Source organism: Spiribacter pallidus (assembly GCF_040838495.1).
GTDB classification, from domain to species: Bacteria; Pseudomonadota; Gammaproteobacteria; order Nitrococcales; family Nitrococcaceae; genus Spiribacter; species Spiribacter pallidus.
Genome location: NZ_JBAKFM010000001.1, coordinates 212361 through 234813 on the forward strand (window position 1 = coordinate 212361; position 22453 = coordinate 234813).

At 64.9% G+C, this 22453-nt stretch carries 20 protein-coding genes; 9 read left to right on the plus strand and 11 right to left on the minus strand.

Annotated features, from left to right (window positions below; all coding sequences use genetic code 11):
* Window positions 1-6 precede the first annotated feature (6 nt).
* A complete protein-coding gene (mutS, locus tag V6X73_RS01030) occupies window positions 7-2556 on the plus strand; it encodes a DNA mismatch repair protein MutS (protein ID WP_367958182.1) in 2550 nt (849 codons plus the stop codon).
* Window positions 2557-2638: 82 nt separating this feature from the next.
* On the plus strand, window positions 2639-2962 hold the full coding sequence (gene fdxA / locus V6X73_RS01035) for a ferredoxin FdxA (protein WP_367958180.1): 324 nt from the start codon (window positions 2639-2641) through the stop codon (window positions 2960-2962).
* On the opposite strand, the gene xerD is transcribed toward fdxA, so the two are convergent.
* From xerD to V6X73_RS01050, 3 genes are all read right to left on the minus strand, one after another.
* A complete protein-coding gene (gene xerD / locus V6X73_RS01040) occupies window positions 2959-3858 on the minus strand; it encodes a site-specific tyrosine recombinase XerD (protein ID WP_367958179.1) in 900 nt (299 codons plus the stop codon). The two genes, fdxA and xerD, sit on opposite strands and share 4 nt — an antisense overlap.
* Window positions 3855-4640 carry a slipin family protein gene (locus V6X73_RS01045; RefSeq protein WP_367958178.1) on the minus strand — a complete coding sequence of 262 codons (786 nt, stop codon included), beginning with the start codon at window positions 4638-4640 and terminating at the stop codon, window positions 3855-3857. The genes xerD and V6X73_RS01045 overlap by 4 nt, the downstream gene beginning before the upstream one ends.
* Window positions 4641-4787: 147 nt before the next feature.
* On the minus strand, window positions 4788-5813 hold the full coding sequence (locus V6X73_RS01050; protein ID WP_367958177.1) for a Fe(3+) ABC transporter substrate-binding protein: 1026 nt from the start codon (window positions 5811-5813) through the stop codon (window positions 4788-4790).
* Window positions 5814-5958: 145 nt separating this feature from the next.
* On the opposite strand from V6X73_RS01050, the gene V6X73_RS01055 reads away from it, so the two are divergent.
* Entirely contained in the window at window positions 5959-7098 is a 1140-nt protein-coding gene (locus V6X73_RS01055; RefSeq protein WP_367958176.1) for an ABC transporter ATP-binding protein, read from the plus strand.
* Here V6X73_RS01055 and V6X73_RS01060 read toward each other — a convergent pair.
* Complete coding sequence (locus V6X73_RS01060; RefSeq protein WP_367958175.1) at window positions 7095-8792, minus strand: ABC transporter permease; 1698 nt, start codon at window positions 8790-8792, stop codon at window positions 7095-7097. The genes V6X73_RS01055 and V6X73_RS01060 overlap by 4 nt on opposite strands.
* Before the next feature lie 99 nt (window positions 8793-8891).
* Between V6X73_RS01060 and hisC the strand changes: the two genes are divergently transcribed.
* Window positions 8892-9989 carry a histidinol-phosphate transaminase gene (gene hisC, locus V6X73_RS01065; protein ID WP_367958174.1) on the plus strand — a complete coding sequence of 366 codons (1098 nt, stop codon included), beginning with the start codon at window positions 8892-8894 and terminating at the stop codon, window positions 9987-9989.
* Here hisC and V6X73_RS01070 read toward each other — a convergent pair.
* On the minus strand, window positions 9974-11302 hold the full coding sequence (locus V6X73_RS01070; RefSeq protein WP_367958173.1) for an MATE family efflux transporter: 1329 nt from the start codon (window positions 11300-11302) through the stop codon (window positions 9974-9976). The two genes, hisC and V6X73_RS01070, sit on opposite strands and share 16 nt — an antisense overlap.
* A 37-nt stretch (window positions 11303-11339) precedes the next feature.
* Here V6X73_RS01070 and V6X73_RS01075 point away from each other — a divergent pair, with 37 nt between their 5' ends.
* Window positions 11340-12011 (plus strand): 7-cyano-7-deazaguanine/7-aminomethyl-7-deazaguanine transporter, encoded by a 672-nt coding sequence (locus V6X73_RS01075; RefSeq protein WP_367958172.1) that lies wholly within the window; start codon window positions 11340-11342, stop codon window positions 12009-12011.
* An 11-nt stretch (window positions 12012-12022) separates the two neighbouring features.
* Here V6X73_RS01075 and V6X73_RS01080 read toward each other — a convergent pair whose 3' ends face one another.
* From V6X73_RS01080 to V6X73_RS01100, 5 genes are read right to left on the minus strand one after another with little or no spacing between them, the layout of a single operon-like run.
* Window positions 12023-12406, minus strand: a complete 384-nt coding sequence (locus V6X73_RS01080) for a GNAT family N-acetyltransferase (protein ID WP_367958171.1) — start codon at window positions 12404-12406, stop codon at window positions 12023-12025.
* Window positions 12403-13686: a serine--tRNA ligase gene (serS, locus tag V6X73_RS01085; protein ID WP_367958170.1), complete on the minus strand. Its 1284-nt coding sequence runs from the start codon at window positions 13684-13686 to the stop codon at window positions 12403-12405. Before serS ends, V6X73_RS01080 begins: the two co-directional genes overlap by 4 nt.
* A gap of 15 nt (window positions 13687-13701) precedes the next feature.
* On the minus strand, window positions 13702-14085 hold the full coding sequence (gene crcB, locus V6X73_RS01090; protein WP_367958169.1) for a fluoride efflux transporter CrcB: 384 nt from the start codon (window positions 14083-14085) through the stop codon (window positions 13702-13704).
* 60 nt (window positions 14086-14145) lie between these two features.
* Entirely contained in the window at window positions 14146-14814 is a 669-nt protein-coding gene (lolA, locus tag V6X73_RS01095) for an outer membrane lipoprotein chaperone LolA (RefSeq protein WP_367958168.1), read from the minus strand.
* A gap of 2 nt (window positions 14815-14816) precedes the next feature.
* On the minus strand, window positions 14817-17162 hold the full coding sequence (locus V6X73_RS01100; protein ID WP_367958167.1) for a DNA translocase FtsK: 2346 nt from the start codon (window positions 17160-17162) through the stop codon (window positions 14817-14819).
* Window positions 17163-17255: 93 nt separating this feature from the next.
* Between V6X73_RS01100 and V6X73_RS01105 the strand changes: the two genes are divergently transcribed.
* The 4 genes from V6X73_RS01105 to infA all read left to right on the plus strand — a co-directional run bounded on the left by V6X73_RS01105 (window position 17256) and on the right by infA (window position 20159).
* Window positions 17256-18413, plus strand: a complete 1158-nt coding sequence (locus tag V6X73_RS01105) for a GNAT family N-acetyltransferase (protein WP_367958166.1) — start codon at window positions 17256-17258, stop codon at window positions 18411-18413.
* Window positions 18406-19149, plus strand: coding sequence for a leucyl/phenylalanyl-tRNA--protein transferase (gene aat / locus V6X73_RS01110; RefSeq protein WP_367958165.1), 744 nt, complete (start codon window positions 18406-18408; stop codon window positions 19147-19149). Before V6X73_RS01105 ends, aat begins: the two co-directional genes overlap by 8 nt.
* Window positions 19146-19874 (plus strand): arginyltransferase, encoded by a 729-nt coding sequence (locus V6X73_RS01115; protein ID WP_367958164.1) that lies wholly within the window; start codon window positions 19146-19148, stop codon window positions 19872-19874. The genes aat and V6X73_RS01115 overlap by 4 nt, the downstream gene beginning before the upstream one ends.
* A 66-nt stretch (window positions 19875-19940) precedes the next feature.
* The gene (gene infA / locus V6X73_RS01120; RefSeq protein WP_367958163.1) at window positions 19941-20159 is read left to right on the plus strand and encodes a translation initiation factor IF-1; all 219 of its coding nucleotides are present in this window, start codon (window positions 19941-19943) and stop codon (window positions 20157-20159) included.
* Window positions 20160-20178: 19 nt separating this feature from the next.
* On the opposite strand, the gene clpA is transcribed toward infA, so the two are convergent.
* Window positions 20179-22449, minus strand: coding sequence for an ATP-dependent Clp protease ATP-binding subunit ClpA (gene clpA, locus V6X73_RS01125; RefSeq protein ID WP_367958162.1), 2271 nt, complete (start codon window positions 22447-22449; stop codon window positions 20179-20181).
* Between the last annotated feature and the right edge of the window lie 4 nt (window positions 22450-22453).

Here is a 22453-nt window from a genome sequence, read left to right on the forward strand (position 1 = left end):
ATCGGGATGACCGAACCCCCCCGCCATACCCCGATGATGCAGCAGTATCTGCGCATCAAGGCAGCGCATCCCGAGACGCTGCTTTTCTACCGGATGGGTGATTTCTATGAGCTTTTCTATGAAGACGCCCGTCGGGCGGCAGAATTGCTCGATATCACGCTCACCCAACGCGGCGAGTCGGCCGGGGCGCCGATCCCCATGGCCGGTGTGCCCGTTCACAGCTACGAAAACTACCTGGCTCGCTTGCTGGCCCGCGGCGAGTCGGTGGCCATCTGCGAGCAAACCGGCGACCCGAACACCAGCAAAGGACCGGTCGAGCGAGAGGTGGTCCGTATCGTCACGCCCGGCACACTGACTGATGACGCGTTGCTTGAAGCGCGCCGCAGCGCCCTGCTCACCGCGATTGCCGGCACACCCGATCACTGGGGGCTCGCCAGCCTGGAGCTTGCCGCCGGGCGCTTTACCGTCATGGAAGGCACCGGACAGGCAGCGCTCGATGCAGAGCTCGCGCGGCTGGATCCGGCGGAGATGCTGCTCAGTGACGATCAGCCGGACCACTGGATCGCCCATCACCACGGCGGGGTCACTCGCCGTCCCCCTTGGCATTTCGAGTCGGACAGCGCCCGACGTCGGCTGGTGGAGCATTTCGCCACCCGTGATCTCAGTGGCTTTGGCGTCGAGGCCATGCCCATGGCCATCGCCGCGGCCGGCGCGGTGCTCGCCTACGTCACCGACACCCAGCGCTCGGCCCTTCCGCATATTCAGCATCTGGGCATCGAGCGCAGCGATGCGGCGATCGCCATCGATGCCGCCAGCCGTCACAACCTCGAGCTCGAACGCAACCTGGGTGGCGGCAGCGAACAGACACTGGCGGCGGTGCTCGATACAACCGTCACCGGCATGGGCAGCCGCGCACTGCGGCGATGGATCAATCGCCCGCTCCGTGACCAGGCCGTCGTTGAAAAGCGCCAGGCAGCGGTCGAAACGCTGCTCGGCGGCGACTATCTGCTCATTCGCGAACAGCTCCGTCGCGCGGCGGACATCGAGCGTATTGCCGCGCGTATCGGCATCAACAGTGCCCGCCCCCGGGATCTGACCGGGTTGCGTGACACCCTGCAAACGCTACCGGCGCTGGCCGACGCACTGCAGCCGCTCGCCGACCCGCGACTCCGCGAGCTGGCCGCGGCGGCAAGCCCTCAGCCCTCGATCCTCGACAGGCTCGCCTCGGCGCTGGTGGAACAACCGCCGGTGGTCATCCGTGACGGCGGTGTCCTCGCCGATGGCTATGACAACGAGCTGGACGAGCTCCGCGGCCTGTCGCGCAACGCCGATGGCTTTTTGACCGACCTGGAGCACCGCGAGCGTGAAGCCACCGGGATCCCCCATCTCAAGGTGAGCTACAACCGGGTTCACGGCTACTTTATCGAGATCAGCAAGGGGCAGAGCGACCAGGCCCCCGCCCATTACATCCGCCGACAGACCCTCAAGGGCGCCGAGCGTTATATCACCCCCGAGCTCAAGGCCTTCGAGGACAAGGTGCTTTCCGCCCGCGAGCGGGCCCTGGCCCGCGAAAAGGCCCTCTTCGAGGCGCTCATCGCCTGGCTGGCCGATCATCTTGACAGCCTCATGGGCCTGGCGGCGGCGCTGGCCGAACTCGACAGTCTGACCGCGCTCGCCGAGCGGGCCGCCGCCCTCGACTACGTTCGCCCGCAACTGGATGACCGACCCGGCATGGACATCCGCGGCGGACGGCATCCGGTGGTCGAGCAGAACACCACCGAGCCGTTCGTCCCCAACGATGTGGTCCTGGACGACCAGCAGCGCATGCTGATCATCACCGGGCCCAACATGGGCGGCAAATCCACCTACATGCGGCAGGTGGCGCTGCTGGCGCTCATGGCCCATATCGGCAGCTTTGTCCCTGCCGAGTCGGCGCGCTTCGGGCCGCTGGATCGCATCTTCACCCGCATCGGTGCCTCTGACGATCTCGCCGGGGGGCGTTCGACGTTCATGGTCGAGATGACCGAAACCGCCAATATCCTGAATAACGCCACCGCTAACAGCCTGGTGCTGCTCGATGAGATCGGCCGGGGCACCAGCACCTTTGATGGTCTGGCACTGGCCTGGGCCACCGCCGAAGCCCTTTGCCAGACGATCTCAGCCTTCACCCTGTTTGCCACCCATTACTTCGAACTCACCGCGCTGCCGGATCAGTATCCGGAGGCCGTCAACCGGCATCTCGAAGCAGTGGAACACGGCGAGCAGATCGTCTTTCTGCATACCGTCCGACCCGGGCCGGCCAATCAGAGTTATGGACTGCAGGTCGCCGCCCTCGCCGGTGTGCCGACGAATGTCCTGCGGGCCGCCCGGCGCAAGCTCGCCGAGCTGGAATCGACGCCCGACAACACCCCGCAATTACCCCTGTTTGCCGCGCCTTCGGATGATCGCGACAAGCTCCATGAGGCACTGCGCGAGCTCGACCCCGATGCCCTGACGCCTCGGCAAGCGCTCGAGGCGCTCTATCGGCTGCGCGGCCTGGTGGATGGCGGTGACTAAACCCCACCGCCGCTAGGTTGATGCGATCGGTGCAGCCCCCTATGGTCACGATATCCTCTGACCACTGCCTGTGGAGTCACTCATGACGTACGTCGTCACCGAAAACTGCATCAAATGCAAATACACCGACTGTGTCGAAGTCTGCCCGGTGGACTGCTTCCACGAGGGGCCCAATTTTCTGGCCATCGACCCGGACGAGTGCATTGACTGCACCCTCTGCGAGCCGGAATGCCCGGCCGAGGCCATCTACTCCGAGGACGACCTGCCGGAGTCCATGGCCCACTTTCTCGAACTCAACGCCGAACTCGCCCAGCAGTGGCCGGTGATCACCGAACAGAAAGATCCACCGGCGGATGCCGAACAATGGGACGGCAAAAGCGGCAAACTGGAACTGCTCGAGCGCTAGCCTCGTGGATGATGCTCGGCATGCAGCGCTTGCAGCCGGGCGCGGGCCACATGGGTGTAGACCTGGGTGGTGGACAGGTCACTGTGGCCAAGCAGCAGTTGCACCACCCGCAGATCTGCCCCGTGGTTGAGCAGGTGGGTGGCGAAGGAGTGGCGAAGCGTATGGGGTGAGAGCGCCCGTTGGATGCCTGCCTGCTGCGCGTGGTGGCGGATTCGGTACCAGAACGCCTGCCGGGTCATGCCGCGACCGCGAGTGGTGACGAATACCGCATCACTGCGACCCGCCGGGGCCAACCCCGGCCGGGTGCTGGCTAGGTAATCCTCCAGCCAGTCCACCGCCGTTTCGCCCAGCGGCACCAGGCGCTCCTTGCCTCCCTTGCCGGTGATGCGCACTACCCCCTGGCGCAGATTGACCTGGTCAAGCCGCAGACCCACCAATTCGCTGACCCGCAGCCCTGTGGCGTAGAGCACCTCCAGCATGCAGCGGTCGCGTCGCCCCAGGTCGGTCTGTCGATCAGGCGCCTGTAGCAGTGCCTCGACTTCGGCCTCGGTCAGTGCCCCGGGCAGCGGCCGATCCGGCCGCGGTGCGTCGACACGCTGTGTAGGATCCTCGCGGACCGCGCCCTGGCGCTGCTGGTGGCGATAGAACCGCCGCAGGCTCGAGAGCAGCCGCGCGCTGCTGCGGCGGCTGGCGCCATGCCCCACCCGATAGGCCAGATAGCCCATCACATCGCCGCGATCGGCGGCCAGCAGTGTCTGCCCATGGGCCGCCAGCCAGGCAGCAAAGCCCTGCAGATCACTCCGGTAAGCGGCCAGGGTGTTTTCTGCCAGGCCCCGCTCCATCCACAACGCATCAACGAAGGCAGCGATCCGGTCGGCCTCGGGGGCCTGGGTCATGCTTCGGGCTCCGGATTGGGTTTCAGCGGGTTCGACCCCAGCGCATTCGGCCCCAGCGCCTTGAGCATGTCCATGGGCACCGGAAAGACGATCGTCGAGGCGTTATCCACGGAAATGTCACTCAAGGTCTGCAGATAGCGCAACTGGATGGCCTGGGGGTTCTCGGCGAGCACCTGGGCGGCCTGCAGGAGCTGTTCCGAGGCCTGATACTCGCCTTCGGCATGGATGACCTTGGCCCGGCGGTTTCGCTCGGCCTCGGCCTGGCGGGCGATCGCGCGAATCATCGACTCGTCCAGATCCACATGCTTGATCTCGACATTGGCCACCTTGATGCCCCAGGCGTCGGTCTGGGTGTCGAGGATCTCCTGGATGTCGGCGTTGAGTTTATCCCGTTCAGAGAGCATCTCGTCGAGATCATGCTTGCCGAGCACCGATCGCAGCGTGGTCTGGGCCAGCTGACTGGTCGCGGCGTAATAATCTTCGACATGAATGACGGCGCGCTCCGGGTCCATTACGCGAAAATACAACACCGCGTTGACCTTCACGGTCACGTTATCCTTCGAAATCACATCCTGCGAGGGCACATCCAGGGTGATCAACCGCAGGTCGACCTTGACCGCCTGCTGGATGATCGGGATGACCAACCGCAATCCGGGCCCTTTGACCTTCCAGAACCGGCCCAGCAGAAAGATCACCGCCCTTTCGTACTCGCGAAAGACCCGAAACGATGCAACGACAATCGCCGCGACCGCGGCCAAAATGATAAGCACTGGAATGGTCATGACCGTCCCCTGTTGGTTGTTGAATGATCATACCCCGGCAGACACGCCTGCCGCTGATCACTGACTGGGACAAAAAAGGCCGTGGACGGGTTCGCCCCGACCACGGCCAGCACTCCAAGGGGAGAGAGTCAGTCTACAAACGGCGGCTTAACGCCAGCCCGCCCGATCCATCAGCCGCACCGCCTGGGCGTTGTTCTCGCCCAGCACGCCGACGTTCAGGTCATCAAGCCGGCGATCGGCATAGGGCTGGAGCGCCTCAATGGGCTCGATCCCGTCCACGGCAGGGAATTCGTTATTGCCCATCGAGAACATCCGCTGAGCCTCGTCAGAGGCGAGAAACTCCAGGAATTGCACCGCCGCATCGGCATTCGGTGCGCCGTCCACCAGCGCCGCACCCCCGATGTTGCGATGCGCCCCCCGGTCATCCTGATTGGGGAAAAACAGCGCGGTGGTGTCGACCACGGCCTGATCCTGCGGATCGTCCGAGAGTTCCAGACGGGTGTAGTAGTAGTGGTTACCCACACCCAGGCTGCACTCGCCCGCGGCAACCGCCCGGAGCTGATCGGTATCCCCGCCCTGCGGCGGACGGGCCATGTTCTCCACCAGGCCCTCGGCCCAGGCTTCTGTCGCTTCGAGGCCGTTGGCGGCAATCAGCGAGGCGACCAGCGACTGGTTGTAGTCATTGCTCGACGAGCGGATGCAGATTTCATCATCGAAACGCGCATCGGCGAGATCCTCGTACCGCTCGAGCGGCGGCTCGTCGTAGACATCGGTGTTGTAGTAGACCACTCGGACACGCTCGCTGAAGCCAAACCACAGATCATCCGGGTGCTGGAGTGCAGCCGGCAGACGCGACTCCAGCACCTCGGAGTCCACCGGGGCGAGGATACCGGCGTTCTCGGCACGCTGCAGACGCGCGGCGTCGACCGTCATGAACACATCCGCCGGACTGGCCGCCCCTTCGCGGCGGATTCGCTCGATGAGCTGGTCCGAATCGCCCTCAAGGACATTCACCTCAATGCCGGTGGCATCGGTAAAAGCGTCATAAAGCGCCTCGTCGGAGTCGTAGTGCCGCGCCGTGTAGAGGTTGAGCGTCTGCGCCGCCGCAACACTCGCCCCGGTGGCGAGCCCCAGGCCGATCATCCATGCCGTGGTGTGGGTCCGCTTTGCCATGGGTGGTTCTCCTTTAAAACGTTGCAATTTAAATGAGGATGCGAACCATTCGCATCTGAGAGGCATTCCACCCCATCGCTGCCCCCGGGTCAACCCCAATGAGAATCGCTTGCAATTGGCCGGCCCGATCGCCGACACTTTGCCCATGAGCGCACAGCACGATCCATTGGTCTCTCGCTTCCCCGCCGGCGGTGTCTCGGCCGTGCAGTCACCCTGCCCCTATCCGGCCGGCGAGGCACTGGCGCTTGAGCACATCAGCCACGATTTCGACACCGTGACAGCGGCCGAAGACATCAACCTGAATGTCGAGCCCGAGGAGCTGGTCTGCCTGTTGGGGCCATCCGGCTGCGGCAAGACCACCTTGCTGCGGTTCGCTGCCGGGCTGGAGCGTCCACAACACGGACGGGTGCGAATCGGCGAGCAGCTGATGTCGGATTCGCAAAGCAGCACCTGGACGCCGCCCGAGCAGCGTCAGGTCGGACTGGTATTCCAGGATGCGGTGCTTTTTCCGCATCTCAGCGTGCTCGAAAACGTCTGCTTTGGCCTGCCCAAGCTCTCTGCCAAAGAGCGCGAGCAGCGGGCACGGGCGTTGCTGGCACAGCTGGGGCTGGCACCTTTCGCCGAGAGCTTCCCGCATGTCCTCTCCGGCGGCCAGCAACAACGGGTGGCCCTGGCCCGGGCCCTCGCCCCATCGCCCCGTATCATGCTGCTCGACGAGCCGTTTTCGGGGCTCGATGCGCGACTGCGGGATCGTATTCGCGATGACACGCTGCATCTGCTCAAACGCAACGGCACCGCCACCCTGTTGGTGACCCATGACCCGGAAGAGGCGCTTTTCATGGCCGACCGGATCGCGGTGATGCGCAACGGCCGGATTATCCAGCAGGGCCGCCCGACCGAAATCTACTGCCACCCCATCGACCCTTTTGTCGTGCGGTTCTTTGGCGATGTCAACGAACTCCAGGGCGTGGTGGCCAATGGCCGTGTCGAGACACCGGTCGGCCCGGTCGAGGCGCAACACCTGCCCGAGGGCAGCCAGGCACAGGTACTGATCCGGCCCGAGGCCCTGCGCGTGGAACAGCGAAGCGGCCCGCGGGACCATACCGGCAGCCATGTGCTGATGTCGCGGCTACTCGGTGGGGCCAGCTTCATTCATCTGTGTGTGCACCAGGGCAACGATGAATTCCACATGCACGCCCATATCCCGGGGGTTTACCTGCCCGAGCGTGACGACCCCATCGACGTCCATCTCGACGCCAGCCAGGCGTTCGTCTTTCCGCTCTAGGCTTCCCCGGCCCCGGAACCCGGCCGCGAGCGACGCATCGCCCGACTGAGCAGGATCACCGGGATGATCCCCACCAGCACGATGGCCAGGGACGCGGTCGAGGACTGGCTGAGGCGTTCATCCGATGCCAGCTCGTAAGAGCGCACGGCCAGTGTGGTGAAATCAAACGGGCGCAGGATGATGGTCGCCGGCAGCTCTTTCATGACATCAACAAAGACCAGGATACCGGCACCCAGCAGGCTGCCACGGATAATCGGCGCATGGACCCGACGCAGTGTGCCGCCGGCGGTCCGCCCGAGGGTGCGGGACGCCGCATCCATACTGGGCGTGACCTTGGTCAGACTGGCCTGAACGGCGTTGTAGGACACCGCGAGAAAACGCACCAGATAGGCATAGACAAGGGCAAAGCCGGTGCCGGTGAGCACCAGCCCCACATCCCAGCCCCACTCACCGTGGAGCAGGCCATAGAGCCGCTGGTCGAGCCAGCCCAGCGGGATGAGGATGCCCACCGCGACAACCGCCCCGGGGATTGCATAGCCCATCGCCGAGACCCGGACCATGGCCTGACTGAAACCGGACCCCGAAAGCCGGACTCCGTAGGACAACACCACCGCCAGGCCCACCGCCCCCAGCGCCGCCGCCGTGGCCAGCGATACGCTGTTGAAGATATAACCAAGAAATCCCCAGCCGAGCTGCTGATCGCCGTTGGTCAAGCTCATCTCCAGCAACAACCCCGCCGGCAGCAGGAAACCGAGCGCCACCGGAAACAGACAGGCCGTGGTGGCAAGCCACCGCCGCGCACCGCTGAGCTCGTAGCGCGGCAGCTCACGATAGCGGCTCGAGGTATGGAAGAACTGCGCCTTGCCCCGCGAGGCGCGCTCGATGACCAACAGCAAAAGCACGAACAAAAGCAACACCCCGGCAAGCTGCGCGGCGGCGGTCCGCTCGCCGAGCCCGAACCACGTCCGATAGATGCCCGCGGTGAAGGTATCCACGGCAAAGAACTGCACTGCGCCAAACTCGTTGAGGGTCTCCATTAACGCCAACGCCGCGCCGCCGGCGATCGCCGGACGGGCCAGTGGCACCGCCACCGTTGCAAACAGCCGCCATGGCCCGCGCCCCAGGGTTCGTCCGACTTCCAGCACACAGACCGACTGCTCGAGAAAGGCCGCCCGGGTCAGCAAATAGACGTAGGGATAGAGCACCAGGGTGAGCAACGCAATCGCCCCGCCCAGCGAGCGAATGGGCGGAAACCAGTAATCCCCCGCGCCCCAGCCGAATGTCTCGCGCAAAAACGACTGCAGCGGGCCGGCAAACTGAAAGAAGTCGGTGTAAGCGTAGGCGATCACATAGGTGGGCACCGCCAGTGGCAAGAGCAACGCCCACTCAAACCAGCGCTGGCCCGGAAACCGGCACATCACCACCAGCCAGGCGGTGCCCACACCGATGACCAGCACACCCACCGCAACGCCCAGGGTCAATCCGGCGGTATTAAGCAGATAACGCGGTAAAACGGTGCTGGCAAGATGCGACCAGATCTCCGGCGCCGGCACGAATATCTGGCTCAGGACAGTGAGCACCGGCAACGAGACCAGAAGCGCAATCACTGCCATGATCACCGGCCATGCACCGGTACGGCGCAGGCCCAGGGCAAGACGGCTGAGAAGCGGCAGCGAACGGGCAGTGGCAACCACGGACGGCTCTCCTGGCGGCATCAATCGAAGTGGACTTTATTGGTCCAGAATAATACGCATGAGCGCTTATTTTTTCACCAACGCGCGGTATCATGGGGCATGACCTACGAACGTGAGAACATCCAGCGCATGGCCGGCTATCAGCCCGGCGAACAGCCCGATGACGACCGGGTCCTCAAGCTCAACACCAACGAAAACCCCTGGCCGCCCTCCCCCGCGGCCATGGCAGCGCTGCAGCAGATCGCCGAAGACGCCCTGCGCCGGTATCCCTCGCCGACGGCGGCGGCCGTGCGCCACCAGGCCGCCCGATTGCATGGCGTATCAACCGACCAGATCGTCACCACCAACGGCGGCGACGAGCTGTTGCGCCTTGCCATGACCACTTTCGTGCCGCCGGGCGCGCCGATCGGCATCGCCGAGCCCAGCTATTCGCTGTATCCGGTGCTCGCCGCCATCCATGACAGCCCCATCGAGGCGGCCGAGCTGGACGCCCAGTGGTCGCTGCCGGATGACTTTGCCGAGCGGATGAATGCCGCGGGTGTGCCGTTGACGCTCATCGTCAACCCCCATGCCCCCAGTGGCCACCTGCTCCCGGCCGCGCGGATCAGCCAACTGGCGGCGGCGCTCGACGGCGTGTTGCTTGTCGATGAGGCCTATGTGGATTTTGCGCCTGCCGATCATGATGTCGTCGGCCTGATCGCTCGCCACGACAACCTGCTGGTCCTGCGCACCCTCTCCAAGGGATACGGGCTTGCCGGGCTGCGTCTAGGCTATGGCATCGGCGCACCCGGTTTGATTGCACCGATCGCCGAGAAGACCCGCGATAGCTACAGCGTGGACGCGGTGGCCGATGCCGTGGGGGCCGCGGCACTGGCCGACCAGGACCATGCCCGCTCGACCTGGCAGGCGGTCTGTGACGCGCGGGGCCGACTGACCCGGGCGCTCGAGGCGCGCGGCTTTACGGTGCCCGAGAGCGCGACCAACTTCTGCCTGGCAACCCGGCCGCCGGATAGCCCACTGAGCGCGGCAGCGATCAAGGATGGGTTAAAGGCCCGGGGCATTCTGATCCGTCACTTCGACACCCCGCGGCTGGCCGATAAGATCCGCATCAGCGTGGGCACTCCGGAGCAAAACGACCGCCTGATCACCGCGCTGGACGAGATCCTGGCCGCCGCCGCTGATCAGCCGGCCGGATGACCGGCGGGCGCAAACCACCGCCTCTGCGACCATGCCCGATGGAAAAGCCCACCGAGCAGCAGGCTGCGCGCCAGGGTAAAGGCCACAAAGGCAAGCCACAGGCCGTGATTGCCAAGGGGCTGGGTCAGCCACCAGACCGGTAGATAAAACCCCAGCACCGCCAGCACCATGGTATCCCGCATCGCCCGCGTACGGGTGGCACCGATGAAGATGCCATCAAGCAGATAGCTGGCCGCCGCGAGAAGCGGCATGGCAATCACCCAGGGCAGATACACCCCGGCCATCGTGCGCACCGCAGGCAGATCCGTGAGCACCGCCACCAGCGCGTCACCGGCCAGCCAGAAGCTGACACTGGCCAACCCGGCGGCCAACAGCGACCACTGCGACGCCGCCCAGACCACGGCCCGGAACCCAGCCTCATCGTTGGCTCCAATCCGCTGCCCCACCAGCGATTCGGTGGCATGGGCAAACCCATCGAGCGCGTAGGAGGCCAGCAGCACGAACTGCAGCAAAACCGCATTGGCCGCCAGCGTGGTATCGCCCATATCCGCCCCCTGGGCGTGGAAAAACGCAAAGGCAAACAGCAGACAGAGCGTACGGATGAAAAGGGCGAGGTTGACCGACAACAGGCGACGATATCCCCCAAGGTCGCGAAAAACGCCGGCCACTGGCCGCCATGACCAGCGCCGCCAGACGCCCATCGCCAGGGCAATCCCCACCGCAAGGGTGCAGTAGTCGGCCATCACGCTGGCCAGCGCGACACCGTCAACGGTCATACCCAGCCCCACCACAAAGAGCAGATCGAGCACAATGTTGATGCTGTTGTTGATCACCATCAAAAGCAGTGTCACGCGACTGTTACCCCGCCCCAGAAACCAGCCGATCAACACATAGTTGGCCAGCACGGCCGGCGCGCTGAAGATGCGCCAGCGGGCGTAGAGCTCGGCCTGGGCGGTCACCGCGGCACTGCCATCGAGCAGCGACAGGCCCAGCGCGATTACCGGCGGGTGCAGCGCGACCAGCGCCAGACCAATGACCAGCGCCAGCATCAGCCCCTGGCCGAGCAGCCGCAGCATGGCATCCACCTCGCCCCGGCCGTGGGCCTGGGCGGTCAGCCCGGTGGTTCCCATCCGCAGAAAACCGAATCCCCAGTAAAGAAAGCTGAAAAGGGTCGCCCCCAGGGTGACACCCCCCAGATAGCGGCTATCCGGCAGATGCCCGACCACGGCGGTATCCACGAGCCCGAGCAACGGAACGGTGATGTTCGAGAGGATCAGCGGCCAGGCCAGATCGAACACCTTTCGGCGCGGCATCTCAACGCCCGGATCAGGCCTGTTATACTCCGCTGCCATGAAAACCATTACTCCTGCTCAATACCGGCGTGCGGTCCTGTTTCTGGCAGCGGCACACATCACCATCATCGCCGCCAGTAACTACCTGGTCCAACTGCCGATCAATCTGGCCGGTCTGCATACCACCTGGGGGGCGTTTTCCTTTCCGTTCATCTTCCTCGCCACCGATCTGTCGGTCAGAATCTTTGGCAAAGAGGCCGCCCGCCGGATCATTTTCTTTGCCATGGGACCGGCGTTGCTGATCTCTTATGTCATCGGTGTGCTTTTTCAGCAGGGCAGCTTCCAGGGGGCCGATGCGCTGCTCGCGGCCAACACCTTTGTCGGGCGCATTGCCACCGCCAGCTTCATGGCCTACGCCCTCGGCCAGCTGCTCGATATCCACGTCTTCGACCGCCTGCGCCGCAACGCGCGCTGGTGGATCGCACCTGCGGTCTCAACGGTCTTTGGCAACCTGGCCGATACGGCGGCGTTTTTCAGCATCGCCTTCTACCAGAGCCCGGATCCGTTCATGGCCGCCAACTGGCCCGAGATCGCGGCTGTGGACTACGCCTCCAAGTTGCTTATCTCGCTTTTGCTCTTTGTCCCGGCCTACGGGGTGGTGCTGGCATCGCTGCAGCGCCGCGTCCTCGGGCCCGACGGCATGGTCACCACCCGGGCGACCACCGGATAGGGTACGCCCCCTTACCCAGCGGGCCTTGACGGGTACCAGACCAGCGGCTCGCCCTGCAGCGAGTCGTCGACTTCAAAGCCATGGCGGCTGTACCACGCAAGCAGCGCCTGTTCGTCCAGCCCGGTCTCGTCATCGACATTGGCCTGACCCAGCAGGGTAACCCCGTGCTCATCGCACTGGGCCTTGAGCCATTCCAGCACGGCACTGGCCTCGCCCTGCCCCCGCCAGGCCGGATCGGTTTCGATACGCATCAGCACCAGATACGCCGATTCGGCCTCGAGCACTGCCCGGACGTGGCCAAACCAGCGATAGGCCAACGTGCCCTCGCCGGTCGCCTCGGCGGGTTCGGTACGGGCCATCCAGGCGGCCATCACCTCGTGCACATCGCCGATCATGGCGCCAACCCTGACTGACCGCCCATGTAGGGCTGCAACGCCTCGGGGATAGCCACCCGGCCGTCCGGTTGCTGGTAGTTCTCGAGCACCGCAACCAGGCAGCGACCCACCGCCAGCGCCGAGCCGTTGAGGGTGTGGAGTGGTTCGGGCCTGCCGGTGTCAGGGTTTCGCCAACGGGCCTGCATCCGCCGCGCCTGGAAGGCCTCGGTGTTGCTGCATGACGAAATCTCGCGGTAGGCCGCCTGTCCCGGCAGCCAGACCTCGATGTCGTAAGTCTTGGCAGCGGCAAATCCCATATCCCCCCCACACAGGGTCACGACGCGGTAGGGCAGCCCCAGGCGTTGCAGGATTGCCTCGGCATGGGCCGTCAGCCGCTCGAGGGCATCGTAGGAGTCATCCGGCCGGGTCAGTTGGACAAGCTCGACCTTGTCGAACTGATGCTGACGGATCATGCCACGGGTATCGCGCCCGTAGGATCCGGCCTCGGAGCGAAAGCAGGGGCTGTGGCAGACCAGGCCCAGCGGCAGCTCACCGGCATCCAGGATGTCGTCCGCCGCCAGGTTGGTCAGCGGCACCTCGGCGGTGGGGATCAAATGCAGCGGGTGCTCGTCGCTGTCGATGGCAAAAAGATCCTCAGCGAACTTGGGCAACTGCCCGGTGCCGATCAGTGCCGACTCACCGACCAGATAGGGAACCGCCGTTTCCCGGTAACCGTGCTCGGTGGTGTGGATATCGAGCATGAACTGCGCCAGCGCTCGATGCAGCCGCGCGATGCCATCGCGCATGACAACAAAACGCGCCCCGGAGAGTTTGGCGCCGGCGGCGAAGTCAAGCCCGTTGCCCAGTGCCTCGCCCAGCTCGACATGATCACGCGCCCGAAAATCGAACGCCGGCGGTACGCCCCAGCGTCGGATCTCGACATTGTCGCTTTCGTCCTCACCCGGCGGGACGCTTTCATGGGGCAGGTTGGGTAGTCCCAGATGGATGTCACGCAGGCTCGACTGCACGGCCTCGAGCTCGGTTTCGGCGGCCTTCAGTGACTCACCCAGCGTGGCCACTTCATCCAGCAGGGGCTGGATGTCTTCGCCGGCTTTCTTAGCCTGGCCGATGGCCCGGGAGCGTTCATTGCGCTCGTGCTGCAGGGACTCGGTGCGCGACTGAAGCTCACGTCGCTGCGACTCGAGCGCCTTGTAGTGCTCGGCGTCGAAGTCATGGCCCCGGCGGGCCAGCCCCTCGGCAATGGCTTTCGGGTCCTGTCTGAGGGCTTTTTGATCAAGCATGGATTCGATCGTGTCCTAGAAATTCCGGGCCATCATGATACCGGCAAGGGCAGCGGCGAGGCAGATCGCTACGCTGGCCAGTATGTAGAGCATCGCCCTCGCCGTGGCGCCGGTGCCGAAGAGCGTCAGGGCGTCGATCGAGAACGCCGAGAACGTGGTGAAGGCGCCCAGCAGACCAACGGTCAAAAACACGCGCCAGGCGGGCGCGACGAGGCCGCGTTCAACCAGCAGCACAAAGGCGACGCCCATGAAGAGACTGCCCAGCACATTCACGGCCAGCGTGCCCCAAGGAAACCCGCGGGGCAGCCATTGCGCCACCGCCAGCGTGGTGCCGTGACGCATCAATGCGCCAAGGGCCCCACCGGCGGCAACCGCCGTCCATTCACCGAAGAAGGCCATCGGCCAATGCCTCGCTTTCGAAAGCAGGAAAGTGTACGCGAATCCGGTGAGGTCGATCGATCATGAGCCTTCGATGACGTCGACGCCGGCGGGCGGGTCAAATTCAAAGCGATCCGCCTCGAACGTGGGGTTGAGGGTCAGATCCAGCAGCCGGACCTCGACCCGCTGCCCCAGGCCATCTTCGACCGTGATCGCCGTTGGAATGCCATCGTCGAGCCGCAGCCGGACCCGCTGAAAGTCCCAGGCCGGATCAGTGGGTTGGAGGATCACCCCGTCCTCACCCACCGCGGTCAGCGAGAAGTTCTGCTTGAGCTGCGCCATATCACCGCTGAGCAGCTGCGCCGCACCGACACCCAGCGCCTCTTCCAGGGGCCGGACAACGACCTGCTCTAGCCCCACGTCGTGGACCCAGAGCCGCTCGCCGTCCGAGACGATCAGTTGCTCCCACGGCGTCCGGTAATCCCAGACAAACCGCTGCGGCCGGGCCATGACAAACCGCCCCCTGGCCTGTTCGATCACCGTGCCGGTGTCATCACGGGTGGTCTGACGAAACTCGCCGGCGAGGGTCTCCACCGATTCGAAATACCCGCTGAGCTCGGCGACCGGCCCGTCGGCCGCCGTCGACGCCTCATCGGCAGCCTCGGCGACCCGGGCGATGGAAATCGCAACCAGCACAATGACCACCAGAGCAAACACCGGCATGGTAAGACAGCGGGGCAGCCACCGCACGATCAATCCCCGGGCGGTGGCGGCGCGATCACCTCGCGCCCGCCGTTGGATTGGAGCGGTCCGACGATACCGGCGGCTTCCATTTCTTCCACCAGCCGGGCGGCCCGGTTATAGCCGATCTTCAGCCGCCGCTGCACCCCCGAGATCGAGGCTTTGCGGGTCTCGGTGACAATCCGTACCGCCTGGTCATAAAGCGGATCGGCCTCGCCCCCATCGGCGCTCATCTCGCCGGGCAGTCCGGGAATCGCCGTGGCATCGCCACCGCCTTCCTCGAGGATGCCCTCGACATACTCCGGCTGGCCGCTTTGCTTGAGATGCTCGGCGACACGGTGGACCTCGGCATCCGAGACAAAGGCGCCGTGGACCCGCTCGGGAATGCCCCGACTGCTGGGGCCGAGATAGAGCATGTCGCCATGACCGAGCAGCGACTCGGCGCCCATCTGATCGAGAATGGTCCGCGAATCCACCTTGGAGGAGACCTGAAAGGCCATCCGGGTCGGGATGTTGGCCTTGATCAGCCCGGTGATGACATCCACCGAAGGCCGCTGAGTGGCCAGTATGAGGTGAATCCCCGAAGCGCGCGCCTTCTGCGCCAGCCGGGCGATGAGTTCTTCGACCTTTTTGCCGACCATCATCATCATATCGGCAAATTCGTCCACCACCACGACGATATACGGCATGGTCTCGAGCTCTGGCGCACGGGGTGTTTCGCCCTCGCCGTCGAGCGTCGGCTCGATGCGCTCGTCCGGTCCGGACCACAGCGGATCGGTCAGTGGCTCGCCCCGCTCGCGGGCCTCGCGGATCTTGCGGTTGGCCCCAGCAATGTTGCGCACGCCCAGACTGGCCATGAGGCGGTATCGACGCTCCATCTCGCCGACACACCAGCGAAGGGCGTTGGCGGCTTCCTTCATGTCGGTGACCACCGGCGCGAGCAGATGCGGGATGTCATCGTAGACCGAGAGCTCCAGCATCTTGGGGTCGATCATGATGGTGCGGACCTGATCCGGCCCGTTTTTATAGAGCAGGCTCAGGATCATGGCGTTGATCCCCACTGATTTGCCCGAACCCGTAGTCCCGGCCACCAGCAGATGGGGCATTTTGGCAAGATCCACCACCTGGGTGTGGCCGCCGATGTCCTTGCCGATGGCCAGGGTCAGCGGCGATGGCGCCTTTTCGAAGGCCTCGGACTGGATGATCTCGGCAAGGGCGATCACCTGCCGATGCTCGTTGGGGATCTCGAGCCCCACCACGGCTTTGCCGGGGATCACCTCGACCACACGCACGGCGGTCACCGACAGCGCCCGGGCCAGGTCCTTGGCCAGATTGGTGATCTGGCTGACCTTTACCCCGGCGGCAGGTTTGAGCTCGAAACGCGTAATGACCGGGCCGGGCTGGACGGCGACCACCTCGACCTCGACGCCAAAATCGCGCAGCTTGTGTTCCACCAGCCGCGACATCGCCTCGAGCGCATCATCGCTGTAGCCCGCCTTCTCGGTGGGGGGTGGATCGAGCAGTGAGACCGGTGGCAGATCGCCCGGCGTGGGGGGCGCATGAAAAAGCTGGATCTGCTGCTCGCGCTTGGCCTTCTCGCCCGGTTTGGGATCCTCCGCCGGCGGTGCGATCGCCGGTCGGGGTCGACGGCTCGCCCTTTGCTTTTCTTCTACCCGGGCGGTGCTCCGGGCCTTGCGGGCCCGGTGGGCGGCGAGCCGATCCTGCAACGCCGCTTGTAGCGCGGCCAGATGCCGGCCCTGGGCGAGGACGAGTCGGCCCAGCTGGTCCATGAGCGCAATCCAGGACAGGCCGGTAAAAAGGGTAATCCCCGCCAGGAATATCGCCAGCGTCAGCAGCGTGGCACCGGTAAAGCTGAATCCCTGCTCCACCCAGTCGCCAAGCAGGTTGCCCAGCGCCCCGCCCGAGCTCAGCGGCACCGTGCCGGCGACCGGCTCGATGTGCAGCCGCGCCAGCACCGCACCGGCCAGCAGCGTGAGGACAAACCCCACCACACGCACGCCGATCACGCCCCATTGCATGCGCCCGTCCTGCCGTTGCCAGCGATAGGCCAGCCAGGCCAGCAGGGCAATCAATACCGGGAAGAGAAAACCCAGGTAGCCAAAAAGATAGAGGCTGACATCGGCCCAGTAGGCCCCGACCACGCCCCCGGCATTGGCGATACCGCTCGCCGGTCCGGCGCGGCTCCAGCCCGGATCTGCCGGGCTGTAGGTCAGCTGGGCGAGCAGCAAAAAGCCCGCCACCGCCATGAGCAGCAGCAGTGATGCCTCGCGCAGCATCCTGCCGAGCTGCTGGGCGATGGGCGTGGCGTCAGCCCGGGCTGTTGTCTTGCTTGCCATAGGACGAAGTGTACAGTAGGGATCTGGCGTTTAGCAGCGTCGCGCTCGCCGGTTCAAAGGCACTTTCCAGAGCACCCCAGGGTCCATCGAGGCATGCAGCTGAAAGCCATCCCCGCCATCGACGAGATCGCCGCCGCGCGCTGGAACGCCCTCGAGGGGGCGGACAACCCGTTCCTTCGACACGAGTTTCTGTCGACACTCGAAGCCCATGGCGCCGTTGGCGAGGCCCATGGCTGGATCCCCCATCACCTGTTGCTCGAGGACGGCGACACGCTGCTGGCCGCGGCGCCGGCCTATCTCAAGCTCAACTCCTGGGGTGAATTCGTCTTTGACTTTGCCTGGGCCCATGCCTACGAGCGCAACGGCATGGACTACTACCCCAAGCTGGTGGTTGCGGTGCCCTTCAGCCCCGTGAATGGCCCGCGCATGCTGCTCAACGGCGACCATCCCGCCGGGGCGTTGCGCCAGGCACTGGCCGACGGTGCCCGCGAGATGGCCGCGCAAATGGGCATCAGCTCGGTCCACTGGCTTTTTACCCGGCGCGCGGACCAGGCCGCTTTGCAGGCCAGCGGCTATGCCCACCGTTATGGCTGCCAGTATCACTGGCGCAATGCCGGCTATGCCGATTTTGATGCGTTTCTCGCCGGGCTGAGCTCGAAAAAGCGCAAGAACATACGCCGCGAGCGTCGCCAGGTCACCGACCAGGGCATTGAGCTGCAGACCCTGCATGGCGATGAGATCGATGCCCGGCAATGGGATGCGCTGCATGCGTTTTATGTGGATACCTTCCGCGCCCACGGCAATCTGCCGGTGATCAGCCGGGATTGCTTCGAGGCGCTGGGTCGACGCCTCGGCGACCGGCTGGTGGCCTTTGTGGCCCATCATGGCCAGGCCCCGGTGGCCGGGGCGATCTGCCTGCGCAGCGACGACACCCTGTACGGACGGTACTGGGGCGCGGCCGCCGACTATGACGGACTCCATTTCGAGGCCTGCTACTACCAGGGGATCGACTATTGCATCCGCCACGGGATCGATCGCTATGAACCCGGGGCGCAAGGCGAGCACAAGATCCCGAGGGGGTTTCTGCCGGTGATCACCCACTCGGCCCATGCGCTTTTGGACGAACGCTTCCAGGTGGCCGTGGACGACTTTCTGGCCCGGGAGCGCCCGGCGGTGGAGGACTATGCACGGCAGCTGACCCGGGAAGCGCCTTATCGCGCCGAGGTCATGGAGCGACTGCCGCATGACTGAGCCCCGGCTTCCGGTGCCCTGGCTGGCAGCGGATGACGAAACCACCCCGCTGCCCGACCCGGAGACCGCAATGGCCGACCCGAATGGTCTGGTGGCCATCGGTGGGTCGTTATCGCCGCGTCGGCTGGAATCCGCCTACCGTCGAGGGATCTTTCCATGGTACTCGCCCGGCGAACCCATCCTGTGGTGGAGCCCGGACCCCCGCGCCATCCTCCGTCCCGGGGCCTTCCATGTCAGCCGCTCGCTGCGCCGGGCCCTGCGACGGCATGACTACCGGGTGACCCTGGATACCGCCTTCGATGCGGTGGTCAGCGGTTGCGCCGCCCCCCGCCCGGGTCAACCGGAGACCTGGATCACCCCGGCGATGCATGCCGCCTACAGCCGGCTGCATGTCCTGGGGCTGGCCCACGCCATCGAAATCTGGCGGGACGGGCACCTTGTTGGCGGGCTCTACGGCGTGTCGCTGGGACGGGCCTTTTTTGGCGAATCCATGTTCAGCGCCCGGGTCAATGGCAGCAAGATCGCCATGGCCTGGCTGTGCTGTCAGCTCGAGCACTGGGGCTTTGACTTTCTGGACTGCCAGATGCCGACCGACCACCTGATGCGGCTGGGCGCCGAGACCATGCCCCGAAAACGTTTTCTAATGGCACTGGCGGCCAGTCAACGCGCCTCCACCCATCCCGGGCCCTGGTCGCTTGAAATCCGCGCCGACGATCTGGATGCGTGGCTGGGATGACAAAAGCAACATCCTATCGATCCATCCGGCTTTTTGACGGCGGTTTCCAGCCCTGCCCCTACCTCGACGACCGGATGTCGCGCTTTGATGTGGTGGACCCGCGGCTCGATTGCACACCCGCGCTCTACGATGAGCTGCTAGCGGCCGGGTTCCGTCGCGGCGGCGAACACATCTACCGCACCGGCTGCCCCGGCTGCCAGGCCTGCGAGAGTCTGCGCATCCCCGTCACCGCGTTCGCGCCGCGGCGACGCCACCGACGGTGCCTGCGGCGCAACCACGACATCCGGCTGGTCAATGCCGGGTTTCGCCACAACCCCGAGCACTTCGCCCTCTACCAGCGCTACGTCAACGCTCGCCATCCAGGCGGCGGCATGGATGATGTGGATGTCGATATGTACCGGCAGTTCCTCACCGCGCCATGGTGCCCGACCGACTTTCTCGAGCTGCGTCAGTGCGATACCGATGAGCTGCTGGGTGTGGCGGTGACCGACGACACGGGCCATTCCCTCTCGGCGGTGTACACCTTCTACGCCCCCGAGGCAGCGCATCGGGGTCTGGGCACGCTTGCCATCCTGCTGCAGATCGACGAGGCCCGTCGCCGCCAGCGGGATTGGCTCTATCTTGGCTATTGGATTGGCGCGGCCCCCCGGATGGACTACAAGCGGCATTTCGCGCCCCACGAGCGTTACATCCAGGGGCAGTGGCAACGCTTCCCGGCGCTGTGATCACCGCTTGGTGCCGTTGCAACGCCTCCGGTAGACTATCGGGTTTTACCGCAAGCGAGAGGCTGCATGTCCAAAGAGGAAAACATCCGGATGCAGGGCACCATTACCGAGGTGATGCCCAACACCATGTTCCGCGTCGAACTGGAGAACGGCCACACCGTGACCGCCCATATCTCCGGCAAGATGCGCAAGCACTACATCCGCATCCTGCGGGGTGACACGGTCACCGTCGAGCTCACGCCCTACGACCTCAACAAAGGCCGCATCGTCTATCGCGCGCGCTAAACGGCCCGCGCGCCCTTCCCTACTCGACCGGCTCCGGGGTATCGATCCGGAACGTCAGTGCCTCGCCGGTTTCATCCAGTTCGACCTGCACGTGACCGCCCTGCGTGAGGCGGCCGAACAGTAGCTCATCGGCGAGCGGGCGCTTGAGCCGGTCCTGGATCAACCGGGCCATAGGCCGGGCGCCCATGACCGGGTCGTAGCCCTGCTCGGCGAGCCAGGCACGGGCCGGTTCGCTGACCTCGAGTGTGACGCGTTTTTCAGCCAGCTGATGGCGCAGATCGCGGATGAACTTATCCGCCACCCGCTGGATGACCTCGGGCACCAGGCTGTTGAACTGGATGATCGCATCCAGCCGGTTGCGGAACTCCGGTGTGAACTGCTTGCGGATCACCTCGATGGCGTCGCTGCTCTGATCCTGGGGCGTGAAACCGATGCTGCGCCGGCTCTGCTCCTCGGCACCGGCGTTGGTGGTCATCACCAGGATCACGTTGCGGAAATCTGCATGACGGCCGTTGTTGTCGGTCAGTGAGCCGTGGTCCATGACCTGCAGCAGCAGATTGAAGACATCCGGATGGGCTTTTTCGATCTCATCGAGCAACACCACCGAATGCGGGTGCTTGAGCACCTCATCGGTCAGCAACCCGCCCTGATCAAAGCCGACATACCCCGGCGGCGCCCCGATCAGCCGCGAGACGGTGTGGCGCTCCATGTACTCGGACATGTCGAACCGGATCAGGTTGATCCCCATAATCTCGGCGAGCTGTCGGGTGACTTCGGTCTTGCCGACACCGGTGGGCCCGGCAAACAGGAAGCTGCCGACCGGCTTTTCGGTATCCCGCAACCCGGCCCGCGACATCTTGATGGTCGCTGCCAGCGTGTCGATGGCTTCGTCTTGGCCGTAGATCACCCGCTTGAGATCCTTTTCCATGGTCTCGAGCAGCCGCATGTCCGAGCTGGACACGCGCTTGGGCGGAATCCGGGCCATCTTGGCGATGATGGTCTCGATGTCACCCACACCGACGGTTTTCTTCTTCTTTGACGGTGGCAGCAGCCGCAGATTGGCGCCGGCCTCGTCGATGACATCGATGGCCTTGTCGGGCAGATGACGATCGGTGATGTACTTGGCCGACAACTCCGCTGCACTCTCTAGCGCGGGGTGGGTGTAACGCACCCCGTGATGGGATTCGAAGCGATCCTTCAGCCCGCGCAGGATCTGGACCGTCTCATCGACGGTGGGCTCGGGCACATCGATTTTCTGAAAGCGCCGGGCGAGCGCCCGATCCTTTTCGAAAATCCCGCGGTACTCCTCGTAGGTGGTCGAGCCGATGCACTTCAACTCGCCGCTGGCGAGCATGGGCTTGAGCAGATTGGAGGCGTCCATCACACCGCCCGAGGCCGAGCCGGCGCCGATGATGGTGTGGATTTCATCGATGAACAAAACCGCGTTGTCCGACTTCTTGAGCTGCGCCAGCAACGCCTTGAGCCGCTTTTCAAAGTCGCCGCGGTACTTGGTGCCGGCAACCAGCGCCCCCAGGTCGAGGGCATAGATCTGCGCATTGGCGAGCACATCCGGCACCTCGCCGTCTTCGACCAGTTTGGCGAGGCCCTCGGCGATGGCGGTCTTGCCCACCCCGGGCTCGCCGACATAAAGCGGATTGTTCTTGCGCCGACGGCAGAGGATCTGGATGGTCCGTTCCACCTCGTGCTTGCGGCCGATCAGCGGATCGGTCCGGCCCTGCCGGGCGCGGGCATTGAGATCGGTGGCATAGCTCTCAAGCGGTTTGGCGCTGCCGCCGTCTTCATCCGTCTCGCCCGACTCCTGCGCCCCCTCGGCATCCGAGCTAGCCTCCTCGTCGGAGACCTTCGAGATCCCGTGCGAGATGAAGTTCACCGCATCGAGGCGCGAGATGTTCTGCTTGTGCAGAAAATACACCGCCTGGGATTCCTGCTCGCTGAAGATGGCCACCACCACGTTGGCGCCGCTCACCTCTTTTTTGCCCGAGGACTGGACATGCAGGATGGCGCGCTGGAGCACCCGCTGGAACCCCAGCGTGGGCTGTGTCTCGCGGTTGTCGTTGTGCGGCAGCAGCGGCGTGGTCTCGTCGAGAAACGCCTCCAGATCCTTGCGCAGGGTATCCAGATCGGCGCCGCAGGCGCGCAGCACCTCAAGGGCTGCGGGGTTGTCCGTCAGCGCCAGCAGCAGATGCTCCACGGTCAGAAACTCGTGGCGCTTCTCCCGGGCCTCCTTGAAGGCCAGGTTCAACGTGAATTCCAGCTCTTTACTCAGCATCGGA

Excerpts from the sequence above, each read along its gene's own strand:
- V6X73_RS01045 (WP_367958178.1), bottom strand. The coding sequence starts at position 4,640 with ATGACCATTCCAGTGCTTATCATTTTGGCCGCGGTCGCGGCGATTGTC.
- V6X73_RS01075 (WP_367958172.1), top strand. The coding sequence starts at position 11,340 with ATGAAAACCATTACTCCTGCTCAATACCGGCGTGCGGTCCTGTTTCTG.
- mutS (WP_367958182.1), top strand. The coding sequence starts at position 7 with ATGACCGAACCCCCCCGCCATACCCCGATGATGCAGCAGTATCTGCGC.
- V6X73_RS01070 (WP_367958173.1), bottom strand. The coding sequence starts at position 11,302 with ATGCCGCGCCGAAAGGTGTTCGATCTGGCCTGGCCGCTGATCCTCTCG.
- xerD (WP_367958179.1), bottom strand. The coding sequence starts at position 3,858 with ATGACCCAGGCCCCCGAGGCCGACCGGATCGCTGCCTTCGTTGATGCG.
- V6X73_RS01055 (WP_367958176.1), top strand. The coding sequence starts at position 5,959 with ATGAGCGCACAGCACGATCCATTGGTCTCTCGCTTCCCCGCCGGCGGT.
- clpA (WP_367958162.1), bottom strand. The coding sequence starts at position 22,449 with ATGCTGAGTAAAGAGCTGGAATTCACGTTGAACCTGGCCTTCAAGGAG.
- V6X73_RS01100 (WP_367958167.1), bottom strand. The coding sequence starts at position 17,162 with ATGGCAAGCAAGACAACAGCCCGGGCTGACGCCACGCCCATCGCCCAG.
- V6X73_RS01115 (WP_367958164.1), top strand. The coding sequence starts at position 19,146 with ATGACAAAAGCAACATCCTATCGATCCATCCGGCTTTTTGACGGCGGT.
- V6X73_RS01080 (WP_367958171.1), bottom strand. The coding sequence starts at position 12,406 with ATGATCGGCGATGTGCACGAGGTGATGGCCGCCTGGATGGCCCGTACC.
- serS (WP_367958170.1), bottom strand. The coding sequence starts at position 13,686 with ATGCTTGATCAAAAAGCCCTCAGACAGGACCCGAAAGCCATTGCCGAG.
- aat (WP_367958165.1), top strand. The coding sequence starts at position 18,406 with ATGACTGAGCCCCGGCTTCCGGTGCCCTGGCTGGCAGCGGATGACGAA.
- fdxA (WP_367958180.1), top strand. The coding sequence starts at position 2,639 with ATGACGTACGTCGTCACCGAAAACTGCATCAAATGCAAATACACCGAC.
- V6X73_RS01050 (WP_367958177.1), bottom strand. The coding sequence starts at position 5,813 with ATGGCAAAGCGGACCCACACCACGGCATGGATGATCGGCCTGGGGCTC.
- infA (WP_367958163.1), top strand. The coding sequence starts at position 19,941 with ATGTCCAAAGAGGAAAACATCCGGATGCAGGGCACCATTACCGAGGTG.
- hisC (WP_367958174.1), top strand. The coding sequence starts at position 8,892 with ATGACCTACGAACGTGAGAACATCCAGCGCATGGCCGGCTATCAGCCC.
- crcB (WP_367958169.1), bottom strand. The coding sequence starts at position 14,085 with ATGGCCTTCTTCGGTGAATGGACGGCGGTTGCCGCCGGTGGGGCCCTT.
- V6X73_RS01105 (WP_367958166.1), top strand. The coding sequence starts at position 17,256 with ATGCAGCTGAAAGCCATCCCCGCCATCGACGAGATCGCCGCCGCGCGC.